Below are 19,950 nucleotides of genomic sequence, written 5' to 3'. Positions count from 1 at the left end.
GGAACAGAGCATAAGCCACATAAAACATGTGGCTGACTTCCTCCAAAGGGTGCCGTTTTCGGTTCCGTCGGTGGGAGATCAAGTTCATGAAAACGCATGCACAGGCCGTAGTCATCGGCGGAGGATTGGCTGGCTGTTCAATCCTGTACCATTTGGCCAAGCTTGGTTGGCGGGACGTAGTCCTGCTTGAAAGGGATGAACTGACCAGCGGATCAACCTGGCACGCGGCGGCCAATATCCACGGGCTACACGACAACAACAATATCACCCGCATCCAGCATTACACGATGAACTTGTATAAAGAGCTGGAGCAGGAAACCGGCCAGAGCTGCGGAGTGTTCCAGCCCGGTTCCCTCTATCTGGCCCAGACTGAAAACCGCGAACACCAGTTGCGTCTGCAGGAAGCCAAGGCTCGGTTCTATGGCCTGAATTTCTACGAAGTCAGCCGCGAACAAGCGATGGAACTGCACCCGCTGGCGCGGTTCGACGATATCCGCTGCATTATGTTTGAACCCGATGGCGGCAACGTGGATCCCTCAGGTGTGCCGCACGCCTATGCCGCAGGCGCGCGCGCCATGGGTGCAACGATCGAGCGCTTTTGCCCCGTGTTAGGCACTGAGCAACAGGCAGATGGGTCGTGGATCGTGCGTACCGAAAAGGGCGACGTCCATACGCAATGGGTTGTGAATGCCGCAGGCCTTTGGGGCCGCGAAGTTGCGGCGCTGGCTGGTCTGAACCTGCCGTTGCAACCAACTGAACACCAGTATTTCGTAACCGATTCCATTGATGAGGTTGCCAGCCTGGGTCGCCGTTTACCTTCGATCGCCGATCGAGACGGTGAGTACTACTTCCGACAGGAAGGCAACGGCCTGCTGATCGGGGCCTATGAGAAGGATATGAAGTTCTGGGCCGAAGACGGGACGCCGCTGGACTTCGCCCATGATCTGTTCCCCGACGATCTGGACCGGATCATGGAGAACGTGATCCGCGCAACCGAACGCGTGCCCGCCGCGGCGACGGCTGGCGTGAAACGGGTGATCAACGGGCCTATGATCTGGTCCCCGGACAGTTCCGCCCTTTGGGGCCCGGTGCCGGAATTAAAGAACTACTTCCTATGTGGGGGCTTGATCCCTGGCTTCTCGCAATCGGGCGGGCTGGGGTTGCTGGCGGCGCAGTGGATGATCGAGGGTGAGCCGCAATACGACATGTTCGCATGGGATCTGGCCCGGTTTGGCGATTGGGCGGACAAGAAATTCACCAAGGCGCGGGTTGAGGACCAGTATACCCACCGGTTCGCCATCCACTTCCCCAACGAGGAACGCAGCGCAGGCCGTCCGGCCCGCGTGCGCCCGGCCTATGGAATGCAAAAGGACATAGGCTGCGTCTTTGGTCTGAACTGCGGCTGGGAGCATCCGCTGTGGTTTGCCGATCAGCCCGGCACCACCGAGACAAACGGGTTCACGCGCCAGAACTGGTGGGAACCGGTTGGGCAAGAGGTCAAGATGCTGCGCGAAAACGTTGGCGTGATCGACATCTCGAACTTTGCCAACTACGTCATTAAGGGCCCGGGCGCCAATGAGTGGCTGGACAAGCTGGTTGCCAACCGGGTGCCGACCGTGGTCGGGCGGTCCTGCCTGACGCCGCTGATCTCGGTGCGCGGGGGTGTGGCCGGCGACTTTACCATCACCAAGGTGGCCGAGAACGAATACATGATGATCGGCTCGGGTATGGCCGAGCGCTATCATCAGCGGTTCTTCAACATGATCGACCTGCCCGAAGGCACCACGTTCGAGGTGGCTACGGACCGGATTGCGGGCTTCAACGTCGCAGGGCCCAAATCGCGTGACCTGCTGCAGCGGCTGACCAATGCGGATTTGACGAACGAGGCGTTCCGCTTCATGCGCTCGGCCACGATCGAGGTTGCGGGGGTGACCTGCCTGGCGATCCGTGTCAGCTTTACCGGTGATTTGGGGTGGGAGTTGCACTGCGAGGAAGAAGATCAGATCAGGCTCTATACGGCGCTTCTTGAGGCTGCGAAGGAGTGCGACGGTGGTCCGGTGGGCGGCCGCGCGTTGGGATCACTGCGTATCGAGAAGGGCTATGGCTCTTGGGGCCGCGAGTATTCTCAGGAATACTGGCCGCAGGAAGTCGGGCTGGCGGGTCTGATCAAGCTGGACAAGGACTTCCTGCACAAAGACGCCTATGTGCAGATCAAGGACAACGCCGCGCGCGAGGTTCTGTCGATTTTTGAGGTCGAGGTGACGAATGCTGACGCGTCCGGTGGCGAACCTATCTTTACACCAGATGGCGCACCGGTCGGACGTGTGACCTCAGGGGCCTATGGCTATTCAGTCGGCAAATCCCTGGCCATCGGCTATTCAAATCCGGCAGTCGTAAAGCCGGGGGATATGGTGGAAATCTTCATCCTCGGCAAACCGCATAAAGCCAGAGTTTTGGCCGAACCGCCCTTTGATCCATCGGGTCTCCGGCTGCGCGATGTCCAACCCAAGGTGATGGAGGCAGCCAAATGACCGGCACGCTGGATCGGGTCACGGATTTTGCCCTGAACCTTTCAGCGCACGAGATGCCTGACAGCGCGAAAGAGGCCGCTGCCCTGATGATGCTCGACACAATGGGCATCCTGATCGCCTCCGGCCCGATGGAGGTCGGCGTGATCGCCCGCGATACTGCCGCGCTGCTCTATGCAAGCACTGATGCGGCATTCAGCGTTCCGATGATGTTTGATGGCCGCCTCGTCAGCACGGCGGGCGCTGCCTACGCAGCAGCCACACAAATCGACAATTTGGACGGGCATGACGGCTACAATCCGACTAAGGGGCATATTGGTGTCGTCGTCCTGCCTGCGTTAGTTTCACTTGGTGCGCATTGCCCTGATTTGTCCGGCCCCGAAGCCCTGGCTGCCGTCGTCACGGGATATGAAATCGCAGGACGTGCCGGGCTGTCGCTGCACGCATCGGTCAGCGATTACCACACGTCCGGCGCCTGGAATGCCCTTGGCGTGGTCGCCATGGCCGCGCGCATGCGCGGGTACACGCCAGAGCAATTTCGACAAGCGTTGGGAATAGCAGAATACCACGGCCCCCGAAGCCAGATGATGCGCGAGATTGCGAATCCGACGATGCTGCACGACGGATCGGGTTGGGGCGCGATGGTTGGCATATCATCTGCGATTCTGGCCGAACGTGGTTTCACGGGCGCCCCGGCCATCACAATCGAAGATGCTGATGTTGCGTCGTTTTGGGATGATTTAGGTCAGTTCTGGCAGGTCGAACACCAATACGTAAAACCTTATCCGATATGTCGCTGGGCTCATGCGGCAATTGATGGCGTTCGGGCTGTGATGATGGAGAATGACCTAGCCCACGACCAAATCCGATCCATCCATATCAACAGTTTTCATGAAGCGGCCTGCCTGTACGCAGGGATGCCTGACACCACGTCTCAGGCCCAGTATTCTCTGCCTTTTGCTGTGGCGGTTCAGGCGATCCATGGTCGGATCGGGGTCGAACATATCTCGGGTTCGGGTTTGTCTGATCCGGCGGTGGCAGAGTTGGTGTCGCGTATTCACGTTCTGGAAGATGCGCGCCACAGTGCACGCTTCCCGCAGGGGCGGTGGGCCGATGTCATCTTGAAATCGACCGATGGGCGTGTGTTCGAATCCGGCGACACTCACGCGCGCGGCGGGCCGGAGGCCCCGCTCAGCAGGGGAGATGTGATCGCCAAGTACACCGAGTTTGCCGCGCCGGTCGTCGGTTTAGACTGCGCGGACGCGATCCGCGCGGCCATATTGGGTTGGGTCGAACCTACATCCAGATTGTCGGACCTGATGCCGTTGGTCTTTGATCCGTAAAAGCGGCCGGTGCGGGCTGCGGGCCGACGCTCAGTGGGCACCTAATGAAAGACAAACCGTGAATGCAGGTGGCGCCGACCTAATCCGCTATTGGTCCACTTTCGCAAGCAAATCCAGAATGTGCTGGCGTGTTTTTGCGCTGTCATCCAACAAGCCCTTCGCGTCAGCTAAGGGCTTGTCCTGCATTCGTATTGGCGGCACGGACAGGAGCCGCGTTGTTTGCTGAACTGCGAGGAACTTTGTGTCGCGTTCGTGCTCGACTGTTTCCGGATGATCGGCCAACCAAAAGAACCGATCGGCTTTTTCATCGTCACCCACAGTACGCAAAAGCTGACCAGCTGCCACGTAATCATCTGTCATCTGCAATGCGTGCCCTCGCAAAAACTGGGCCGCGTCTGATGGATCGTCGACCAGTTCCAACATCGCTTGATGTGGTCGGTGTTGCAGTAAGGCAGCGCGCGCACGTAACCGTGCCCTTTCTGCGCGCCGGGCCTTGTCCTGTGACCGACTGGCCAGTTCCAGCGCCGCGTCCGCAAAACCAAGGGTAACCAAGCGCTCGGCCAATCCCACGCTTGTGTCTGTGAATAGCGCCAGTTTCTGCTCCGGCGTTAGGGTCATGACCCGTCTTAGAAATGTCGCGTCGTCGGCGCGTTCGGTCAGGATCTGGGCGACGCGGTTCAACGTTTCGGCGGCATTGTCCTGTGTATTTTGAGCGCCCAGCAGATCCATCGCCTTATCGAACTCATGGCTAAGGCTCAAAGCGACGATCTGTGTTTGCAGCATGCGCGGCCCGATTTCAGACCGTCGAAACTCCACGACGTAAGAGGCCGCAAGATCAAGCTCTTGTGGGGATATTGCTCCACGTTCCGACCACCGCTTGTCGACCAGTCGCGCAAGCGCAAGCGGTGCCTCCAACTCTGCACCCGACGCAGCGATGACCTCGTTCAACAATGCTTCTGACTTCGGGCCGTCGCCTTCGGCAGCCGCGACTTTAGCCTTGGCTTGGGACGTATCGGCGCTGTCCTCAGTCGCAACGCGGTCGACCGTGCGTAACACGCGCCTTGCTGGTTCAATTTTCCCAGCATCTGTCAGAATTTCCGCCAATGTTGGCCCAACTTGACGGCGAAGATGGTTGGGCAAGCGCGCAAATGACTGTTCGATCGACTGCAACTGGGCCTCTTCCTGCATCTCTCCTTCGATCAAAAGAGCCCAAAGCGCGGCGTCGCTTTCACACCGCTGAAGATTGGTAAACGGGTTCGGATGGGACGGCTGTGCGCCATCAAGATACCGGGCTATGGCGGTAACCCGATCTGTGTCCGGCGCATGCCGCCCAAGCAATTCAAGCGTCCGAAGAGCCTCTGCGCCGAACCCGGAATAGGCGTATAGCTGCGCCAGCTTCAGCGCCTTTTCTTCGTCGAGATGATCGAATTCTTTGAACAGGGCGGCGCGCAACGAAGCCACCTGTTCCGGAAAGGGAGTTGCCCCAGACCAACGGTCAAACCCAAGCTCAGCGCTCGAGATGCAGGGTGGGCGTTGCTCAAGCTGTGGCAGGGATGGCCCCAAAAGTTCATTCAAGCCGTCCAGAACGGATGTCACATGAATATTGGCATTAAGGTCTGAGGGGCTAAAGGGATCGTTCTTGGGAACCGACATCCGTGGTCCGACCGGAGCAAGCTTCAAATCAACGACTTCCCGGTCAGAGCCGCGCAGCAGCAGGGTAGAGAGCTGTTCTTCAAAGCGCTGTGCGTTCAGGTTTAGCAGTGGCAATTCGAGACTCTGCAAATATTGCGCAACCAACGGGTCTTTCTCTTTGGACGCTTTGGGCAAAACAGGCGACGGTATATCAGCGCTGATTTGGGGCAGCGCCGAGCCTGGTGCAATATCCACCACGATCATCGTGCCCTTGAACAGAAAGGCATTGGCAACACAGTCGCAACCAAATTGCATATCCAGCGCGGCACCCGGCTCTGACTGAGAGATCGCGGCCAAGCGGTTTTGCGTCAGACGCTGGAAAACGGCTGCTGTGTCAAAGTTCACCTTTTCCAGTTTGACACTCAGACGCGCACCATTTTTCTTGTGCGACAGCGCCCATTTAGTGCCCGGCGGAACCTGTGCGACCAGCCGCGTATAGCCTTCATGTTCGCCCGAGCGCACCTGCACATCTTGTGCTTGAACTTGCGCTGCCGCGGCGGTTAGCGCCAAAGCAAGTAAAACTGTCCGGATCATGCCGCTGCCTGTTTGAGTTCCTTCAACGCATCTTCCAGCTCAGAAAATGCTGGGCGGTTATGCGTCGGCGTGTTCTGGCGGCCAACTTCAATGCACATGGCTGCGTTGTGGTTGTGCAGGTTGGCGACCAGAACCTCTTTGATCAACTGGTAAAAATGGTTGTCCTCTTCGACTACCGCTTTCAGCTTGCCAGCGAACGGGCCAACCAGGCCATAGGCGAGAAACACGCCCAGGAACGTCCCGACCAAAGCGCCTCCGATCAGTTTGCCCAGTACTTCGGGCGGCTGGTCGATGGACCCCATCGTTTTGATTACGCCCAAAACGGCGGCCACGATCCCAAGTGCGGGCAAACCATCGGCGACGGTTTGTAACGCGTGGCTGGAATGCATGGCGTGGTGAAAACTGGTCTCCATCCGTTTTTCCAGCACTTCTTCAACTTGATGTGGATCGTCGTAATTCATCGACGCGGATCGCATCGTGTCGCAGATCAGATCGACGGCTTCCTTGTCCTTCTGAATCTTCGGATAGGCTGAGAATAGGGTCGAATTCTCGGGGTCTTCGATATGCTGTTCCACCTCGACCGGGTTGGCCTTGGCAATGCGGATCAGAGAAAACAAAAGGCACAGCAGATCGCGGTAATCTTCGGGCTTCCATTTGGGGCCCTTGAACACTTTACCCATGTCCTTGATCGTATGTTTGACAGCGCTCAAGTCGTTGCTGATCATGAATGCGCCAACGGCGGCGCCGCCGATCATCATCATCTCGAACGGGAGCGATTTCAAAATGATCGTCATCTTGCCACCGGCGGCAAGATATCCACCAAACACCATGGCGAAAATGACGACGATTCCGATGATTCCAATCATGGGTGGTCTCCTGCAAAGTCAGATGCGGGGGTAAAAAACATGTGCGCTACTCCTGCGGAGCCGCAGCATTGCGACCGGCCATGATCACGCTGATCGTATAGGCGGCTTCGGGGTTGAGACCGGCCAGAACACCTGCGGCGGAATCAGGCGGCATCCGCGACAGAAAGCCAGCCGCAAAGCCGGGGTCCATGGTTTCGAACAGGGCGGCTGCGTCCTTGGGTTTCATGCTCTGATACACATCCGTCAGGCGCGTCAGATCGGTCTCGGCGGCTTTTTCGGCGAAGGCCAGTGTCTGTCGCAGCGATTCTTCTGCCTCCTGCAAGGCAGCCAGGCGCGTTTCAATCGCCTGATCCGCGATATCCAGCGCCTTTTCTTTGTCTTGTAACGCGGCCTCTCGTTTCTTGAGCGCGTCTTCGCGGCGTAGCAATTCAGTCAACAATTCTTGCGCACCGGGCTGTTCGGTTTGGCTGCTCCTCGCCAGCGATGGGGCGGGATCGGATCCTTTAGCCAGCGCGGGCCCGGCCTCGAATCCTATTCTGATCGCGGCGGAACCGATCATAAGCATCGCGATCACCGCAAGAACGCCGCCTTTGGGACGGTTTTCTGCCTGCTTCCGCCTCATGTCGTGGCCTCGCTGCGGCTGTGACGCAGGAACATCAAGCCACCCGGACGTTTGACCTGAGTCTCGGCTGGCGCGTCTTCTTCAATGACGGGCACTGAGTTGGCTTGGGACTGTTCTTCAGAAACAACCGGCTCAGGCTCTGGTGTAGGGATCTCGGTCGCCTTTTCATCGTCCGGCACGACGTCATGCATCGAGGCCATCATCAACTCAAGCCGCTGCGCCACTGTTTCGGCGCGCTCGGTCAGTTCCTTAAGAACGACGCCAGACTGATCCGAGGCTTCCCGCGCGGCCTCCAGTGACTTTTTCAACTCTTCCGCTTGCGAAGACAGCACGGCCACCGCACCACCGACGCCTTTTTCAAGGTCGGTAAAGCGTTTCAACCGCTTGGACAGGACGAAACAATAAAGACCCGCACCTATGGCACCTGCGACCAGCAAAATATCTGCAATCAGCTCCAACTTCGCCTCCTAGTTCAGTACGAATTCCATGACGAGAACATCGCGAACGCGGCCTTCGCCGACGACGATTTCGATACGCCGCAACAGGTGTCCTCGGATGCGCATGAGCGCGAGCGAATCCTCAAGATCAGAAACCTCAATCGCGCGTAGATATCCGTTCAGCACGTCCATGATTCGCGGTTTCATCTTTTCCACATCCGCCGTGTACGGCGCGTTCACCTCGAGCTGGGCATGAAACTTCAGATGTCGCGAATCGCTGGTGTTTACCGAAACGACGACCGGAGTTAGGTCAACGAATCCAACCTTTGGCAGAGCCTTGGCAGGTCTGCTTTTCTCTGTTTCTTCGGTGTTCTGCACGACGGGTTTTCCGCCTATCGGCAACAGGCCGGTGGTGGTCAGGAAATACCCGCCCGCAGCACCGGCTATCGCCAGAATCGCGCCTACTATCATTCCCTTTTTCCCAGATTTTTCCGGAACTTCTGCCTGTTCTGCAGTCGCGTCGGTCATGACGTCCTCATTTCTACAATCTGCAATCGTCATAACCCGACAGGGACTAACCGATTGTTAAGGGCAATCATCCAAACAAGGGATGCGTCGCACAGAATGTCGGCGAGTCGGAGGTGATCGTGCAGCAGATCGGAACTGTCTGGGCAAGTTTGGATAGGCGTAAACAAATCATTGTCGCGGGTGCAGTCGTGCTGATGTTTCTGGGGATCCTGGCGATGTCGCGTCTGGTGACAACACCGTCGATGACCCTGCTTTACGCCGGTTTAGAAAGCGGCGCTGCAGGGGATATTGTCCGTTCATTGGATCAGCGCGGTGTGCAGTATGAGATTCGCGGCGGCTCCATTTATGTGCCGGGATCACAACGGGATGAGCTGCGCTTGACGCTGGCCAGCGAAGGTCTGCCGGCAACCGGAAACCGGGGCTACGAGCTGCTGGATTCGCTCAGCGGGTTTGGCACAACGTCGCAGATGTTCGACGCCGCCTATTGGCGCGCCAAAGAAGGAGAGTTGGCCAGAACCATTGTCGGCAGCCCCCATATCAGCCAGGCACGTGTGCATATTGCCAACGGTTCAGCCAATCCGTTCCAACGCAGTGTTGCACCAACCGCATCGATCTACCTGGTCGCGTCGGGCACGGACATCACGTCGGATCAGGCAAAGGCGATCCGGTTTCTTGTGTCGTCCGCAGTCAGCGGACTGGCGCCCGAGAACGTCACCGTCATCGATTCGAATGGCGCAGTGATCGGAGCACAGGACAACCCGGTGTCCGCAGATACCGCTGACGATAAATCGCGCCAGCTGCGCGAACGGGTTCTGCGTCTGATCGAAGCCCGGGTCGGAGCTGGAAATGCGGTGGTCGAGGTGAGTGTCGATACGGTTACCAAGACAGAATCAATCCGCGAACGGCGTTTCGATCCCAATGGCCGTGTGGCCATCAGCACCGATGTCGAAGAGCGTTCGGACAGTGCCCGCAACCAATCCGGGGATGTGACGGTTGCGTCAAACCTGCCCGATGGCGATGGCGCGGGCGGGGACGAATCCAATTCTAACGCAACCCAGACCCGAGAACGGGTCAACTACGAGGTTTCCGAGACCGAGCTTGAGGTTCACAACGGCCCCGGCGCCATCAAGCGACTGACGGTTGCTGTTTTGGTAAACGGAACGCGATCCGTGGACGCAAACGGCAGTGAAACATTCACGCCGATGCCGCAGGCCGAGATGGATGCACTGCAGGAGCTTGTGGCCTCGGCAGTGGGCTACGATGCCGAGCGGGGCGACGTTATAACACTGAAATCGCTGGATCTGCCGGCGGTCGAGCCGCAGGGCAGTCTGGCAACCGCCTCGCTGTGGCAGAAGGTGCATTTCGACGCGATCTCGCTGATTCAGATGGCCGTGTTGGCACTGGTTTCCCTGGTACTTGGGGTGTTTGTCATCCGCCCTATTCTGACCCAACCCGCAACCGCTCCGGCACTGCTGCCCGCAGGTGCAGCCCAGGAACCTGACGCATACCTGACCGGCGAAATTGCGACGGAAGAAGGCGGGCAATTCACCACCTTGCCGGGGCAGGGGCCCACTGGGAACGTTCCGGCGCTTGCGACCGATGCCGGGGCGGACCCGGTGGATCGGCTCAGGGCGATGATCGGCGACAAGCAGGAAGAAACGGTCGAAATCCTGCGCAGCTGGCTGGAAGAAGGTGAGGAGCGTGTGTGATGTCGATTGCCCATCTTCTTGAGGATTTCACTTTACAGGCCGGCGGCGGACAGCTGCACGTACTGGATGAGGACGCGTTAGAGGAACAAAGGCTGGCCTCGTTCGAGCAAGGCTATAGCGCCGGCTGGGAAGACGCGGTCCAGGCGCAAGAGCAGAGCCGGGGGCAGGTTTCGGCCGAATTGGCCAAATCGCTCGAAGATATGTCTTTTACCTACCATGAAGCGGTTAACCGGATGGCCCTGTCGCTGGAACCGATGTTTCAGAGCCTGACACAGCTGGTTTTGCCTGAAATGCTGGACCGAGGGTTTGCCGTTCGACTTGTCGAGCAGCTCACCGATATGGCGCGCGGGCAGATCGGACAGCCCATGCAAATCTTCGTACCCTCAGGTCGTGTGAACGAGGTGGAGGACCTGATCCCCGCCGAGCTTTCATCGCCTGTGCAGGTGATCGAAGACCCGACGCTTGAGGTAGGGCAGTCGCGGCTCAAGGTCGGGGTTTCCCAGCGCGAGGTGGATTGCAGCGGCTTGCTTGCTGCGGTCGATCAAGCCTTTCAGGCATATGTTTTTCAGGCAAAAGAGGCAGTGACCAATGAGTGATCCGCAAACCCCGAAATCCGAGAAGCCCAACCCGTTCGAGGCCGTTCCGATTGAAGTCACCGTATCGGTTGGCCGGGCGCGCCCTTTGATCCGTGATCTGCTGAACATGGGGGAAAACGCCGTGCTGATGCTGGACAAACGCATCGAGGATCCGGTTGACCTGTATGTCGGCGACCAGCTTGTCGCGCGCGGTTTGCTAGAGGAGATAGAGGGCGAGCAGGCCGGTCAGCTGGCTGTGCGTCTGACCGAAATCGCGGACCTGCAAAACGGGATCGGCTGATGCGCCGATTTCTAATTCTGGCGGTCGCGTTTGCGGTTTTGACCCCGTCTTTGACCACGGCGCAGGAGTTGTCTGTCTCGCTGGGCGAGGGCGGTTCGATATCTGCGCGAACGATTCAGTTGATCCTGTTGATCACCGTGCTCAGCCTGGCTCCGGGATTGGCGATCATGATCACCTGTTTTCCGTTTCTGATCACCGTTTTGGCGATCCTGCGCCAGGGTATCGGGTTGCAGCAATCTCCTCCCAATATGCTGATTGTCAGCCTGGCGTTGTTTCTGACTTATTTCATCATGGAGCCGGTCTTTTCCGAAGCCTGGACAACAGGAATTCGGCCGTTGGTCGATGAAACGATGGAGGTCGAGCCTGCATTGGAGCGTGCATTACAGCCGTTTCGCGGTTTCATGGCTGCGCGATTGGACCCCAATACGTTTCACGCCATGGCCGCCCTGCGCCCCGGTGGTGATGCCACAACGCTGTCGCCCGACGCGCCGCTGTCCATCCTGATGCCATCCTTCATGCTGTCCGAAATTGCGCGCGCTTTTCAGATCGGGTTTCTGGTCTTTCTGCCATTTCTGATCATCGACCTTGTGGTTGCGGCGGTACTGATGTCGATGGGGATGATGATGGTTCCGCCAGCCACAGTGTCCTTGCCGTTTAAACTGGCGTTTTTTGTCATCGCCGACGGGTGGTCCCTGATCGCCAGCGCGCTTGTGCGCAGTTATGCGACCTAGGTTTTTATTGCCGGGCGATTTGCAGACAGGCGCGCAGGCCGCAGTCGCCGGCCTCAAAGCGCATTTCTCCGCCATGCTGTTCGGCCACGGTGGCGGCAATTGTCAGGCCCAAACCATAGCCGTCAGAAGATCCGGTGTTGGACCCACGACGAAATGGGGCCATCAGGTTTTCGATGTCCTCCACCGACAGATCGGTGCCCTTATCTTCGACCGTGATCGTCGCGGTGGTCGCATCGGTCGCCAACTGCACTTCGGCGTGTCGACCATATTTCAACGCGTTGTCGATCAAATTGGTCAGCGCACGCCTAAGCGATATGGGCCGCGCCATGACCAGAACGCGGCGTGTTTCGGTCAGCTGTCCGTGTCCGCGCCGGGACATGAAAACCGATGTAACCCCATCGACCGCGACGGGGTCGGTCTTTTTTAGTGTCACGGGCAGGTCCATATCCTGATAATCGGCGACCAGAGCCTCCACCAAAGAGGTCAGAGAAATCTGGCGCGGTTCCTCAACATCCAGTTCGGATCGCGTATAGGTCAGGACACTTTCGATCATGCCCGTCATCTGATCCACATCCGCCTCGAGCTTTTCGCGTAGTTCATCGTCGGGGATCAGAGCGGCACGCAGGCGCACGCGTGTCGCAGGGGTACCCAGATCGTGGCTGACGCCGGACAAAACCGTTGCCCGCTTTTCAAGCTGCGCGCGCTCGGCCTCAAGATGGGCGTTCACCGCCGAGACGATATCGCGCAGTTCATCCGGGCCATCCGCCTCGTAGCTTTCCGGCCCCCCAAGGCGCTGCCGTTCGCGCAACGCGCGGGCAAACCGGGTGAAGGTATCTGAGACGTTACTGACTGCGGATAAGATGACCGCCATTGCGACGATCCCCATAAGTATTGCGGGCAGACGTAAATCCGTTGGGGCCGCCTGACAGCCCCATATCTGTGTCCCGTCGACCTGATGCCAGGCCTCGCGTCCAAATTTCGCAATCAGGATCGGCTCACTGCAATATGTTGCCAGCAACCGGGTCAGGTTTCCCATCTTTTCAGGCCCGGTTTGATCACTGCCTGACACAATGTCCGACACCGGATAAACCAACCGGTCGGACAGGATCGCCACGGTTAATTCACGCCCGCTGAGCGGCGAGGAACTGTCGGTCAGGATCGAAAGGTTGGTGACGAAGCGGCGGTTTGAAAACCCGGGCAACCGCTGAAATTCACCATTATCGGCAAGGGCCGTATCCTGGGGCGGCAAGGGCGTAATCGACAACCCTTCGGAGGGGGCCATGCCTGTTCGCAATTCTTCGTAGACGGTGAACCCTGCTACAAAAGATTGCAGCAGGTAGTCATTCCAGGCGCGCGCCGAAGCGAACCATAACCCTGCAGACAGCAAACCGGCAGCAAAGGCTGAAAGGGTCCAAAGCCACCCCAGATTGCGCAGGCGCAGTGTCATTCTTCGACCGAAATGTCAGCGGCAAAGATATACCCGACCCCACGTTCCGTGCGCAGCATTTGCGGATCTTTCGGGTTGGTCTCGATCTTGGATCGCAGGCGACCGACCAGCATGTCGATGGCGCGGCCCTGCGCTTCGGACTTGTCACTGTCCCCCGTGACATCCAGTGCCGTGACGATTTCATCGCGCGTAAGCGGAATATGTGGATTGGCCAGCAAGACCTTGAGCAGGGCGGTTTCCCGCTGTGACAACGCGACCAAATAGCCTTCTGGCGAATGCAAATCATCACGCTTTCCGTCAAAGACCCAGCCGTCAAAACGGAAGGTGCGGGTTCTTCGGCGATACGCCAGCGAAGACGACCGCCGAGCGCGCTGCATCACTGCCCTGACACGGGCCAGCATCAATTGGGGGTTGAACGGTTTGGCAATGTAGTCGTCTGCCCCAACTTCGTACCCTGCCATGCGCTGATGGTCGGCGGACAGGGCAGAGACCAGAATGATCGGGACGTCCTGTTCGCGCCGTAACCGGGCGCAGATATCAATCCCGTTCTCGTCCCCCAGCATGACGTCCAACAAAATCAGATCGATCCGGCCATTGGACAGGTGCGCCCGGATTTCCCGCTCGGAACTGGCGGGAAGGGCGATGAAGCTGTTTTGCTGCAATAGCTGCGTCATCATCGACCGCATCTCAGGGTCGTCATCCACCACCAGAAGCCGCGGAATGCTCACTCTGTCTTTCCTCCCGATCTTTTCCCTCTGTCGTTGTCCATTGTAACGAATGGAAACAGATTCAATGCCAACGTAACACCCTGTAACAGAAGTGGTGAAAATTTGGGCCGTTTCCGTACTTTACTATGAATTCCGCTTTGCCAGACGGCGATCAGACCACAGTAATAGCGCCATCGCTGCTTTGGCAGTCACTGAGTTCTCAGGGAGGAGACAAAAAATGAAGCGTTTTGCATTTGCCACCGTTTCGACTTTGGCCGTTGTGGCCGGATCGTCCGTTGTGGCCGAGCCGCAGGCGGAAGTACTGCACTGGTGGACCTCGGGTGGCGAGGCCAAGTCGGTTGCCGTTCTGCAGGAAGAATTCGCCTCGAACGGCGGCACCTGGACCGACATGCCCGTCGCGGGTGGCGGTGGTGATGCGGCAATGACCGCGCTGCGTGCCCGGGTTCTCTCCGGTAATGCGCCGACCGCCGTTCAGCTGAAAGGCCCTGCCATTCAGGAATGGTACGAAGAAGGCGTTCTGGCCGACATTTCGAACGTTGCCGAGGCCGAAGGCTGGGCGGATGTCCTGCCTGCGTCAATCGCGGGCCATATGATGTGCGAAGGCACTTGGTGCGCTGCACCCGTGAACGTGCACCGCATCGACTGGATCTGGGCGAATGCTGATGTTCTGGCGGCAAACGACATCGAAATGCCCGCCACATGGGAAGAGTTCAACGCAGCAGCCGAAAAACTGCAGGCCGCTGGTGTGATCCCGCTGGCCCACGGTGGTCAGGCCTGGCAGGACGCGACCGTGTTTGAGGCGGTTGTCATGGGTATTGGTGGACCAGAATTCTACCAGAAAGCCCTGGTCGATCTCGACCCCGAAGCGTTGACGTCGGACACAATGGTACAGGTCTTTGACCAGATGCGTACCATGCGTGGATATGTTGACGAGAACTTCTCGGGTCGCGACTGGAACCTGGCCACCGCCATGGTGATGAATGGCGAGGCCGCATTCCAGATCATGGGTGACTGGGCCAAAGGTGAATTCCTGGCCGCTGGCAAGAAGCCCGGCGAAGATTTCCTGTGTGCCTCGACCCCCGGTGACGGTTATCTGTACAACGTCGACAGCTTTGCCATGTTCGAAGTCGAAGGTGACGACAACCGCGCCGGCCAGGAACTGCTGGCCAAACTGATCGTCGCACCGAACTTCCAGGAAGTGTTCAACCTGAACAAGGGTTCGATCCCTGCACGGACCGACGTAGCGCTGGATGCCTTTGATATCTGTGCGAAAATCTCGGCAGAAGACATGGGTACGACCTCGGCAGGTGGTTCCCTGCTGCCGTCTTACGCCCATGGCATGGCGCTGCGCGGGTCGCAGTCCGGTGCGATCACCGACGTTGTGACCGCGCACTTCAACTCGGATATGTCCTCGGCTGACGCGGTTCAGCAACTGGCGGACGCGGTGGCCAACAGCTACTGATCCAAAACGCTCTGCCCCCTATGCTGAGGGGCAGAGCACTTTTCCCCGGAGGAAAAAATGTCCGAATGGCTGGAAAACCACCTGCCCAAGGTGGTGCTGGCACCGTCGTTCATCGCCGTATTGATTTTTGTCTACGGATTTATCGGATGGACCGCATGGGTGTCGCTGACCCGATCGAAACTACTGCCGAAATACGAGATCCATGGCTTCATTCAGTATGAACGCCTGTTCGATTCCCCTCGCTGGGATACGGCAATCAACAACCTGTATATCTTTGGCGCGCTGTTCATCGTGATCGCGATGGTGCTGGGGCTGTTGCTGGCCATCCTGCTGGATCAGAAGATCCGCGTCGAAGGGGTTATTCGCACCATCTATCTGTACCCGATGGCACTGTCGATGATCGTGACCGGCACCGCATGGAAGTGGATCCTGAACCCAGGTCTGGGCATTGAATCCATGGTGCAGGGCTGGGGCTTTCCGAATTTCGAATTCGATTGGCTGGTGAACCCCGATTACGCTATCTACACCATTGTGATTGCCGCGATCTGGCAAAGCTCGGGCTTTGTTATGGCGCTGTTTCTGGCCGGGCTTCGTTCGGTGGATGGTGAAATCATCAAAGCCGCTCAAGTCGATGGTATCCCCACATGGCGCATCTATACGGCGATCATCATACCGTCGATGGCACCGATTTTCCTTTCTGCCTTCATCGTGCTGGCCCACCTAGCGATCAAGAGCTTTGACCTTGTCATCGCGCTGACAGGTGGCGGTCCGGGATACGCGACTGATCTGCCAGCCACATACATGTATGCCATGGCGTTTTCGCGCGGCGATATCGGTCAGGCGGCCTCTTCCGCGATGATCATGATGCTGGTCGTCTTTGCCATCGTGGTTCCATATCTTTATTCAGAGCTGAGGGCGAAAAATGACTGATCTGTCGATGCCCCAAACCCAAACCCGCTCGCAGAGCGCCACAGGCAAGATTGCCCTTCGTTGGCTGCTTTACGTCCTGCTGGGCCTGTTCGCGCTGTACTACCTGATGCCGCTGTTCGTGATGTTAACCACATCGTTGAAAAGCCTTGAGGAAATTCGCACTGGGTCGCTGATCTCACTGCCGCGCGAAGTCAGCTTCGATGCCTGGAAAACCGCGTGGTCCGGCGCTTGTACCGGTATCCAGTGTGAAGGTCTGCGGCCTTACTTCTGGAACTCTGTCCTGATCGCGGTGCCTGCGGTGTTTTTGTCCACCCTGATTGGTGCGCTGAACGGCTATGTCGTGGCGCAGTGGCGGTTCAAAGGCGCGAACATCATCTTCTCGCTGATGCTGTTTGGCTGCTTTATTCCGTTTCAGGTTGTTCTGCTGCCAATGGCGCGGCTGCTGGGCATGATGGGGATCGCCGGAACCATTCCGGGCCTGATCTTTGTCCACGTGATCTATGGCCTTGGCTTCACTACGCTGTTCTTCCGCAACTACTATGTCACCATTCCGGCCGAGCTGACCAAAGCCGCTCGGGTCGATGGGGCAGGCTTTCTGCGGATTTTCTGGTCGATCTTCCTGCCGCTGTCGCTGCCCATCATCGTGGTGACAGTGATCTGGCAGTTCACGCAGATCTGGAATGACTTCCTGTTCGGCGTGTCGTTCAGCCAGGCGGGCACGCAGCCCGTGACTGTGGCGCTCAACAACATCGTAAACTCCACCACCGGCGTCAAAGAGTACAACGTCGACATGGCCGCCGCGATCATCGCGGGGCTGCCGACGCTGCTCGTCTATGTCGTTGCCGGTAAGTATTTCATCCGCGGCCTGACCGCTGGCTCTGTGAAGGGATAACCCATGGCTCCCATCCTTGATATCAACAAACTCTACAAGAATTACGGCGCAACCGAAATTCTGAAGGACATCAACATCTCGATCGAACCGGGTGATTTCCTGGTGCTGGTCGGCCCCTCGGGCTGCGGTAAATCCACGCTGCTGAACTGCATTGCGGGATTGGAGGAAATCACCGACGGGACACTGGCGATTGGCGGCAAAGACATGACCCATGTCAGCCCCAAGGACCGCGACATCGCGATGGTGTTCCAATCCTACGCGCTGTATCCGACGATGAGCGTGGCCAAGAACATCACTTTCGGCATGAAGGTGCGCGGGGTTGATCAGGCAACGCAGGAGGCCAAGCTGAACGATGTGGCCTCGCTGTTGCAAATCGAGCCACTGCTGAACCGTCGTCCCAGCCAGCTATCCGGTGGTCAGCGTCAGCGTGTGGCGATGGGCCGGGCGCTGGTGCGCGATCCCAAGCTGTTCCTGTTTGATGAACCGCTGTCGAACCTCGATGCCAAGCTTCGGGTTGAGATGCGGACCGAGATCAAGAAGCTGCACCAGACATTGGACGCTTCCATCGTCTACGTGACCCACGATCAGATTGAGGCGATGACGCTGGCCACCAAGATCGTGGTCTTGAAGGGCGGTATCGTGCAGCAGATCGGCAGCCCGGCCGAAATTTATAACAACCCGGCCAATCTGTTTGTCGCTGATTTCATGGGCTCGCCGGCGATGAATCTGATCCCTGCGCAGGTCACCAAAAACGGGTCGGGTACACAAATCGTCATCTCGCGCGATGCCGGCGAAACGCTGGTTCTGAACGATGCGCGCGATCTGGCGTTGCCCGAGGATGTAATCCTGGGCCTGCGCCCCGAGGATATCGCCGAGGCGGGTTTCCGTGCGGGTGATGGCGTGCAGGAAGCGGCGTGCATGGTCGATATGGTCGAACCTGCAGGGGCCGACACCTATGTCGTATCAGAACTGGGCGGCAAGCAGGTGACCGCAAGGTTACATGCCGAAACCAGCGCGCAAGCGGGCAAGATGCTGAACTTGGCGTTTGATATGAGTAAAGTATCGTACTTCGCCAAAGAAACCGGCGAGCGCCTGAATTAAAAGAAAAAACGCCGCGCGATTGAGTTCGCGCGGCGTTTCTTTGCGTTTGAACTGGGTCAGCTGACCTTGTTCTAACTCAAGTCCTTGATCAGACGGTTTAAGTCCCCACCGCGGGCGTCCAGCATCGCGCCAACCTCGGTTCGTTCGGTCAGCAGCATATTCACCCCTTCGATGAACATGTTGAAGAACTTGTCGCGGCCTGATTTGTCCGAAACCAGGAATGTCACCTCGAACGGGGACGAGCCCTGCAGCTTAACCGAGGTGCGTACCTCGTAACCGGCCTTGATTTTCCGGGCCTTCCGGACGGTGACTTGCCCACCAATGAATTCGCGGAAACGCCGGCCATATTTGTTCGAGATATAGCCCTGAAACGCTTTGGTGAACTGCTTCAACTGCGACGGGCTGGCCGAACGGGCGTCCGCCCCCAGCACATAACGTGCCATGATCGGCACATCGGCATATTGCACAAAGACCTTTTCGAAATCGCGGATCATCGCCTTTTCGGATTTGCCCGAGGCGATGATGCGGTTGATGTCATCCACGACACTGACGACCAGAGCCTTGGCGCTGGCTTCAGTCTGGGCAAAGGCGGAAAAAGGCAGGGCGGTCAGTGCCAGACCGGCAAGGCCAGTGGCGACAAAACCGCGTCGGTTCATTTGGTTACTCGGCATAGGGGTCCTCATAGGGGTCCTCGTATGGGTCTAGATAGGGATCTCTGACAGGGTCGGTCCCATTGTCTGCATAAGGGTCGTCGTAAAGACCCAGATAGGTTTCTTCGTCGTCTCTCGCCAGTTCGAAGCGGCGATTTTGTAGGTAAATGGTCCGCGCCTGCGCATAACTGTCGGCGCTTTCATACAAGATCGAGTCGACCGTGTCCGAAAAACGCCCCCGATCGCCCATCCGGCGCACGACCTCGGCATAGACACCGATATTGTCGACCGGACGGACCGGAGAGAAGTTGATCGGGTTCGAGAACAGGTTGACGATAACGCCAATCGAGTCCCGCTGCGTTGACGGGCCATAGAGCGGCAGCTCGACATAAGCGCCCTCGCCAAAACCCCAGACGTGCAGCGTTTCACCGAAATCGGTATCCACAGGCGGAAGGTTCAGTTCGTCGGCAGGGGCTGACAACCCCAGACCACCAACGGTCGTGTTGATCACAAACTGCAGCAGTGCGTTGCCCGACTGCTTAAGGTTGCCTTGCAGCAGGTAATCCACGGCTTGGCCCGGCATCGTCAGGTTTTCGGCAAAATGGTTGAAACTGGTCACCATCGGGTCGGGCACGATCTTTACGTACCCTTTCGAGGCCGGACGAAACAAAAACCGGTCGACGCCAAGGTTGAACTTGTGGATGCCCCGGTTGTTGCGTTCATACGGATCAAATGCTTCACCCTGCTGAACACCCTCCGGAGGGCGTGTGGTGCAGGCGCTGAGAACTGCCAATACGGACACAACGATCAGGGGTTTTAGGCTGATTCTGCTCAACACGGTCTTTGCCACTCCAAAACGTTCGGACAGTCCGTG

At 58.0% G+C, this 19,950-nt stretch carries 19 protein-coding genes; 10 read left to right on the top strand and 9 right to left on the bottom strand.

Annotated elements, in window-relative coordinates:
- Positions 1 to 86 precede the first annotated feature (86 nt).
- Together AC2FIO_RS09900 and AC2FIO_RS09895 are read left to right on the top strand one after the other, a co-directional pair.
- On the top strand, positions 87 to 2,531 hold the full coding sequence (locus tag AC2FIO_RS09900) for a GcvT family protein (protein WP_496697290.1): 2,445 nt from the start codon (positions 87 to 89) through the stop codon (positions 2,529 to 2,531).
- Entirely contained in the window at positions 2,528 to 3,871 is a 1,344-nt protein-coding gene (locus AC2FIO_RS09895; protein ID WP_496697288.1) for an MmgE/PrpD family protein, read from the top strand. Before AC2FIO_RS09900 ends, AC2FIO_RS09895 begins: the two co-directional genes overlap by 4 nt.
- Before the next feature lie 87 nt (positions 3,872 to 3,958).
- Here the strand turns inward: AC2FIO_RS09895 and AC2FIO_RS09890 are convergent, their stop codons facing one another.
- From AC2FIO_RS09890 to AC2FIO_RS09870, 5 genes are read right to left on the bottom strand one after another with little or no spacing between them, the layout of a single operon-like run.
- Complete coding sequence (locus AC2FIO_RS09890) at positions 3,959 to 6,097, bottom strand: hypothetical protein (protein ID WP_496697286.1); 2,139 nt, start codon at positions 6,095 to 6,097, stop codon at positions 3,959 to 3,961.
- Positions 6,094 to 6,963, bottom strand: coding sequence for a flagellar motor stator protein MotA (motA, locus tag AC2FIO_RS09885; RefSeq protein WP_496697284.1), 870 nt, complete (start codon positions 6,961 to 6,963; stop codon positions 6,094 to 6,096). Before motA ends, AC2FIO_RS09890 begins: the two co-directional genes overlap by 4 nt.
- A 46-nt stretch (positions 6,964 to 7,009) precedes the next feature.
- Positions 7,010 to 7,585, bottom strand: a complete 576-nt coding sequence (locus AC2FIO_RS09880) for a MotE family protein (RefSeq protein WP_496697283.1) — start codon at positions 7,583 to 7,585, stop codon at positions 7,010 to 7,012.
- The gene (locus AC2FIO_RS09875) at positions 7,582 to 8,043 is read right to left on the bottom strand and encodes a hypothetical protein (protein WP_496697282.1); all 462 of its coding nucleotides are present in this window, start codon (positions 8,041 to 8,043) and stop codon (positions 7,582 to 7,584) included. Before AC2FIO_RS09875 ends, AC2FIO_RS09880 begins: the two co-directional genes overlap by 4 nt.
- 9 nt (positions 8,044 to 8,052) lie before the next feature.
- Positions 8,053 to 8,550 carry a flagellar basal body-associated FliL family protein gene (locus AC2FIO_RS09870; RefSeq protein WP_496697280.1) on the bottom strand — a complete coding sequence of 166 codons (498 nt, stop codon included), beginning with the start codon at positions 8,548 to 8,550 and terminating at the stop codon, positions 8,053 to 8,055.
- A 119-nt stretch (positions 8,551 to 8,669) separates the two neighbouring features.
- Here AC2FIO_RS09870 and fliF point away from each other — a divergent pair, with 119 nt between their 5' ends.
- The 4 genes from fliF to fliP are packed head-to-tail and all read left to right on the top strand — an operon-like array spanning position 8,670 to position 11,866.
- A complete protein-coding gene (fliF, locus tag AC2FIO_RS09865) occupies positions 8,670 to 10,259 on the top strand; it encodes a flagellar basal-body MS-ring/collar protein FliF (RefSeq protein ID WP_496697279.1) in 1,590 nt (529 codons plus the stop codon).
- Positions 10,259 to 10,855: a FliH/SctL family protein gene (locus AC2FIO_RS09860; protein ID WP_496697277.1), complete on the top strand. Its 597-nt coding sequence runs from the start codon at positions 10,259 to 10,261 to the stop codon at positions 10,853 to 10,855. The genes fliF and AC2FIO_RS09860 overlap by 1 nt, the downstream gene beginning before the upstream one ends.
- On the top strand, positions 10,848 to 11,135 hold the full coding sequence (locus tag AC2FIO_RS09855) for a FliM/FliN family flagellar motor switch protein (RefSeq protein ID WP_282170164.1): 288 nt from the start codon (positions 10,848 to 10,850) through the stop codon (positions 11,133 to 11,135). Before AC2FIO_RS09860 ends, AC2FIO_RS09855 begins: the two co-directional genes overlap by 8 nt.
- Positions 11,135 to 11,866 carry a flagellar type III secretion system pore protein FliP gene (gene fliP, locus AC2FIO_RS09850; protein ID WP_496697275.1) on the top strand — a complete coding sequence of 244 codons (732 nt, stop codon included), beginning with the start codon at positions 11,135 to 11,137 and terminating at the stop codon, positions 11,864 to 11,866. Before AC2FIO_RS09855 ends, fliP begins: the two co-directional genes overlap by 1 nt.
- Positions 11,867 to 11,870: 4 nt before the next feature.
- Here fliP and AC2FIO_RS09845 read toward each other — a convergent pair whose 3' ends face one another.
- Both AC2FIO_RS09845 and AC2FIO_RS09840 read right to left on the bottom strand, forming a co-directional pair.
- The gene (locus AC2FIO_RS09845) at positions 11,871 to 13,313 is read right to left on the bottom strand and encodes a sensor histidine kinase (protein WP_282119611.1); all 1,443 of its coding nucleotides are present in this window, start codon (positions 13,311 to 13,313) and stop codon (positions 11,871 to 11,873) included.
- Positions 13,310 to 14,041, bottom strand: a complete 732-nt coding sequence (locus AC2FIO_RS09840) for a response regulator transcription factor (RefSeq protein WP_058275016.1) — start codon at positions 14,039 to 14,041, stop codon at positions 13,310 to 13,312. The genes AC2FIO_RS09845 and AC2FIO_RS09840 overlap by 4 nt, the downstream gene beginning before the upstream one ends.
- 217 nt (positions 14,042 to 14,258) lie before the next feature.
- Between AC2FIO_RS09840 and AC2FIO_RS09835 the strand changes: the two genes are divergently transcribed.
- The 4 genes from AC2FIO_RS09835 to AC2FIO_RS09820 are packed head-to-tail and all read left to right on the top strand — an operon-like array spanning position 14,259 to position 18,426.
- Entirely contained in the window at positions 14,259 to 15,503 is a 1,245-nt protein-coding gene (locus tag AC2FIO_RS09835; RefSeq protein WP_058275015.1) for an ABC transporter substrate-binding protein, read from the top strand.
- Positions 15,504 to 15,560: 57 nt separating this feature from the next.
- Positions 15,561 to 16,433 (top strand): carbohydrate ABC transporter permease, encoded by an 873-nt coding sequence (locus AC2FIO_RS09830; protein ID WP_058275014.1) that lies wholly within the window; start codon positions 15,561 to 15,563, stop codon positions 16,431 to 16,433.
- Positions 16,426 to 17,325: a carbohydrate ABC transporter permease gene (locus AC2FIO_RS09825; RefSeq protein ID WP_058279072.1), complete on the top strand. Its 900-nt coding sequence runs from the start codon at positions 16,426 to 16,428 to the stop codon at positions 17,323 to 17,325. The genes AC2FIO_RS09830 and AC2FIO_RS09825 overlap by 8 nt, the downstream gene beginning before the upstream one ends.
- 3 nt (positions 17,326 to 17,328) lie before the next feature.
- Positions 17,329 to 18,426, top strand: a complete 1,098-nt coding sequence (locus AC2FIO_RS09820; protein WP_058275012.1) for an ABC transporter ATP-binding protein — start codon at positions 17,329 to 17,331, stop codon at positions 18,424 to 18,426.
- 71 nt (positions 18,427 to 18,497) lie between these two features.
- On the opposite strand, the gene AC2FIO_RS09815 is transcribed toward AC2FIO_RS09820, so the two are convergent.
- Positions 18,498 to 19,097, bottom strand: a complete 600-nt coding sequence (locus tag AC2FIO_RS09815) for an MlaC/ttg2D family ABC transporter substrate-binding protein (RefSeq protein WP_496697271.1) — start codon at positions 19,095 to 19,097, stop codon at positions 18,498 to 18,500.
- On the bottom strand, positions 19,087 to 19,914 hold the full coding sequence (locus AC2FIO_RS09810) for an MlaA family lipoprotein (RefSeq protein ID WP_082649379.1): 828 nt from the start codon (positions 19,912 to 19,914) through the stop codon (positions 19,087 to 19,089). Before AC2FIO_RS09810 ends, AC2FIO_RS09815 begins: the two co-directional genes overlap by 11 nt.
- Positions 19,915 to 19,950 lie beyond the last annotated feature (36 nt).

Source organism: Ruegeria sp. CDSB086 (genome assembly GCF_059611065.1).
The sequence above is the reverse complement of the archived record's forward strand: the minus strand, read 5'-3'. Positions and strand labels throughout refer to the sequence as shown.

Excerpts from the sequence above, each read along its gene's own strand:
- AC2FIO_RS09900 (WP_496697290.1), top strand. The coding sequence starts at position 87 with ATGAAAACGCATGCACAGGCCGTAGTCATCGGCGGAGGATTGGCTGGC.
- AC2FIO_RS09895 (WP_496697288.1), top strand. The coding sequence starts at position 2,528 with ATGACCGGCACGCTGGATCGGGTCACGGATTTTGCCCTGAACCTTTCA.
- AC2FIO_RS09890 (WP_496697286.1), bottom strand. The coding sequence starts at position 6,097 with ATGATCCGGACAGTTTTACTTGCTTTGGCGCTAACCGCCGCGGCAGCG.
- motA (WP_496697284.1), bottom strand. The coding sequence starts at position 6,963 with ATGATTGGAATCATCGGAATCGTCGTCATTTTCGCCATGGTGTTTGGT.
- AC2FIO_RS09880 (WP_496697283.1), bottom strand. The coding sequence starts at position 7,585 with ATGAGGCGGAAGCAGGCAGAAAACCGTCCCAAAGGCGGCGTTCTTGCG.
- AC2FIO_RS09870 (WP_496697280.1), bottom strand. The coding sequence starts at position 8,550 with ATGACCGACGCGACTGCAGAACAGGCAGAAGTTCCGGAAAAATCTGGG.
- AC2FIO_RS09860 (WP_496697277.1), top strand. The coding sequence starts at position 10,259 with ATGTCGATTGCCCATCTTCTTGAGGATTTCACTTTACAGGCCGGCGGC.
- AC2FIO_RS09855 (WP_282170164.1), top strand. The coding sequence starts at position 10,848 with ATGAGTGATCCGCAAACCCCGAAATCCGAGAAGCCCAACCCGTTCGAG.
- fliP (WP_496697275.1), top strand. The coding sequence starts at position 11,135 with ATGCGCCGATTTCTAATTCTGGCGGTCGCGTTTGCGGTTTTGACCCCG.
- AC2FIO_RS09845 (WP_282119611.1), bottom strand. The coding sequence starts at position 13,313 with ATGACACTGCGCCTGCGCAATCTGGGGTGGCTTTGGACCCTTTCAGCC.
- AC2FIO_RS09835 (WP_058275015.1), top strand. The coding sequence starts at position 14,259 with ATGAAGCGTTTTGCATTTGCCACCGTTTCGACTTTGGCCGTTGTGGCC.
- AC2FIO_RS09830 (WP_058275014.1), top strand. The coding sequence starts at position 15,561 with ATGTCCGAATGGCTGGAAAACCACCTGCCCAAGGTGGTGCTGGCACCG.
- AC2FIO_RS09825 (WP_058279072.1), top strand. The coding sequence starts at position 16,426 with ATGACTGATCTGTCGATGCCCCAAACCCAAACCCGCTCGCAGAGCGCC.
- AC2FIO_RS09820 (WP_058275012.1), top strand. The coding sequence starts at position 17,329 with ATGGCTCCCATCCTTGATATCAACAAACTCTACAAGAATTACGGCGCA.
- AC2FIO_RS09815 (WP_496697271.1), bottom strand. The coding sequence starts at position 19,097 with ATGCCGAGTAACCAAATGAACCGACGCGGTTTTGTCGCCACTGGCCTT.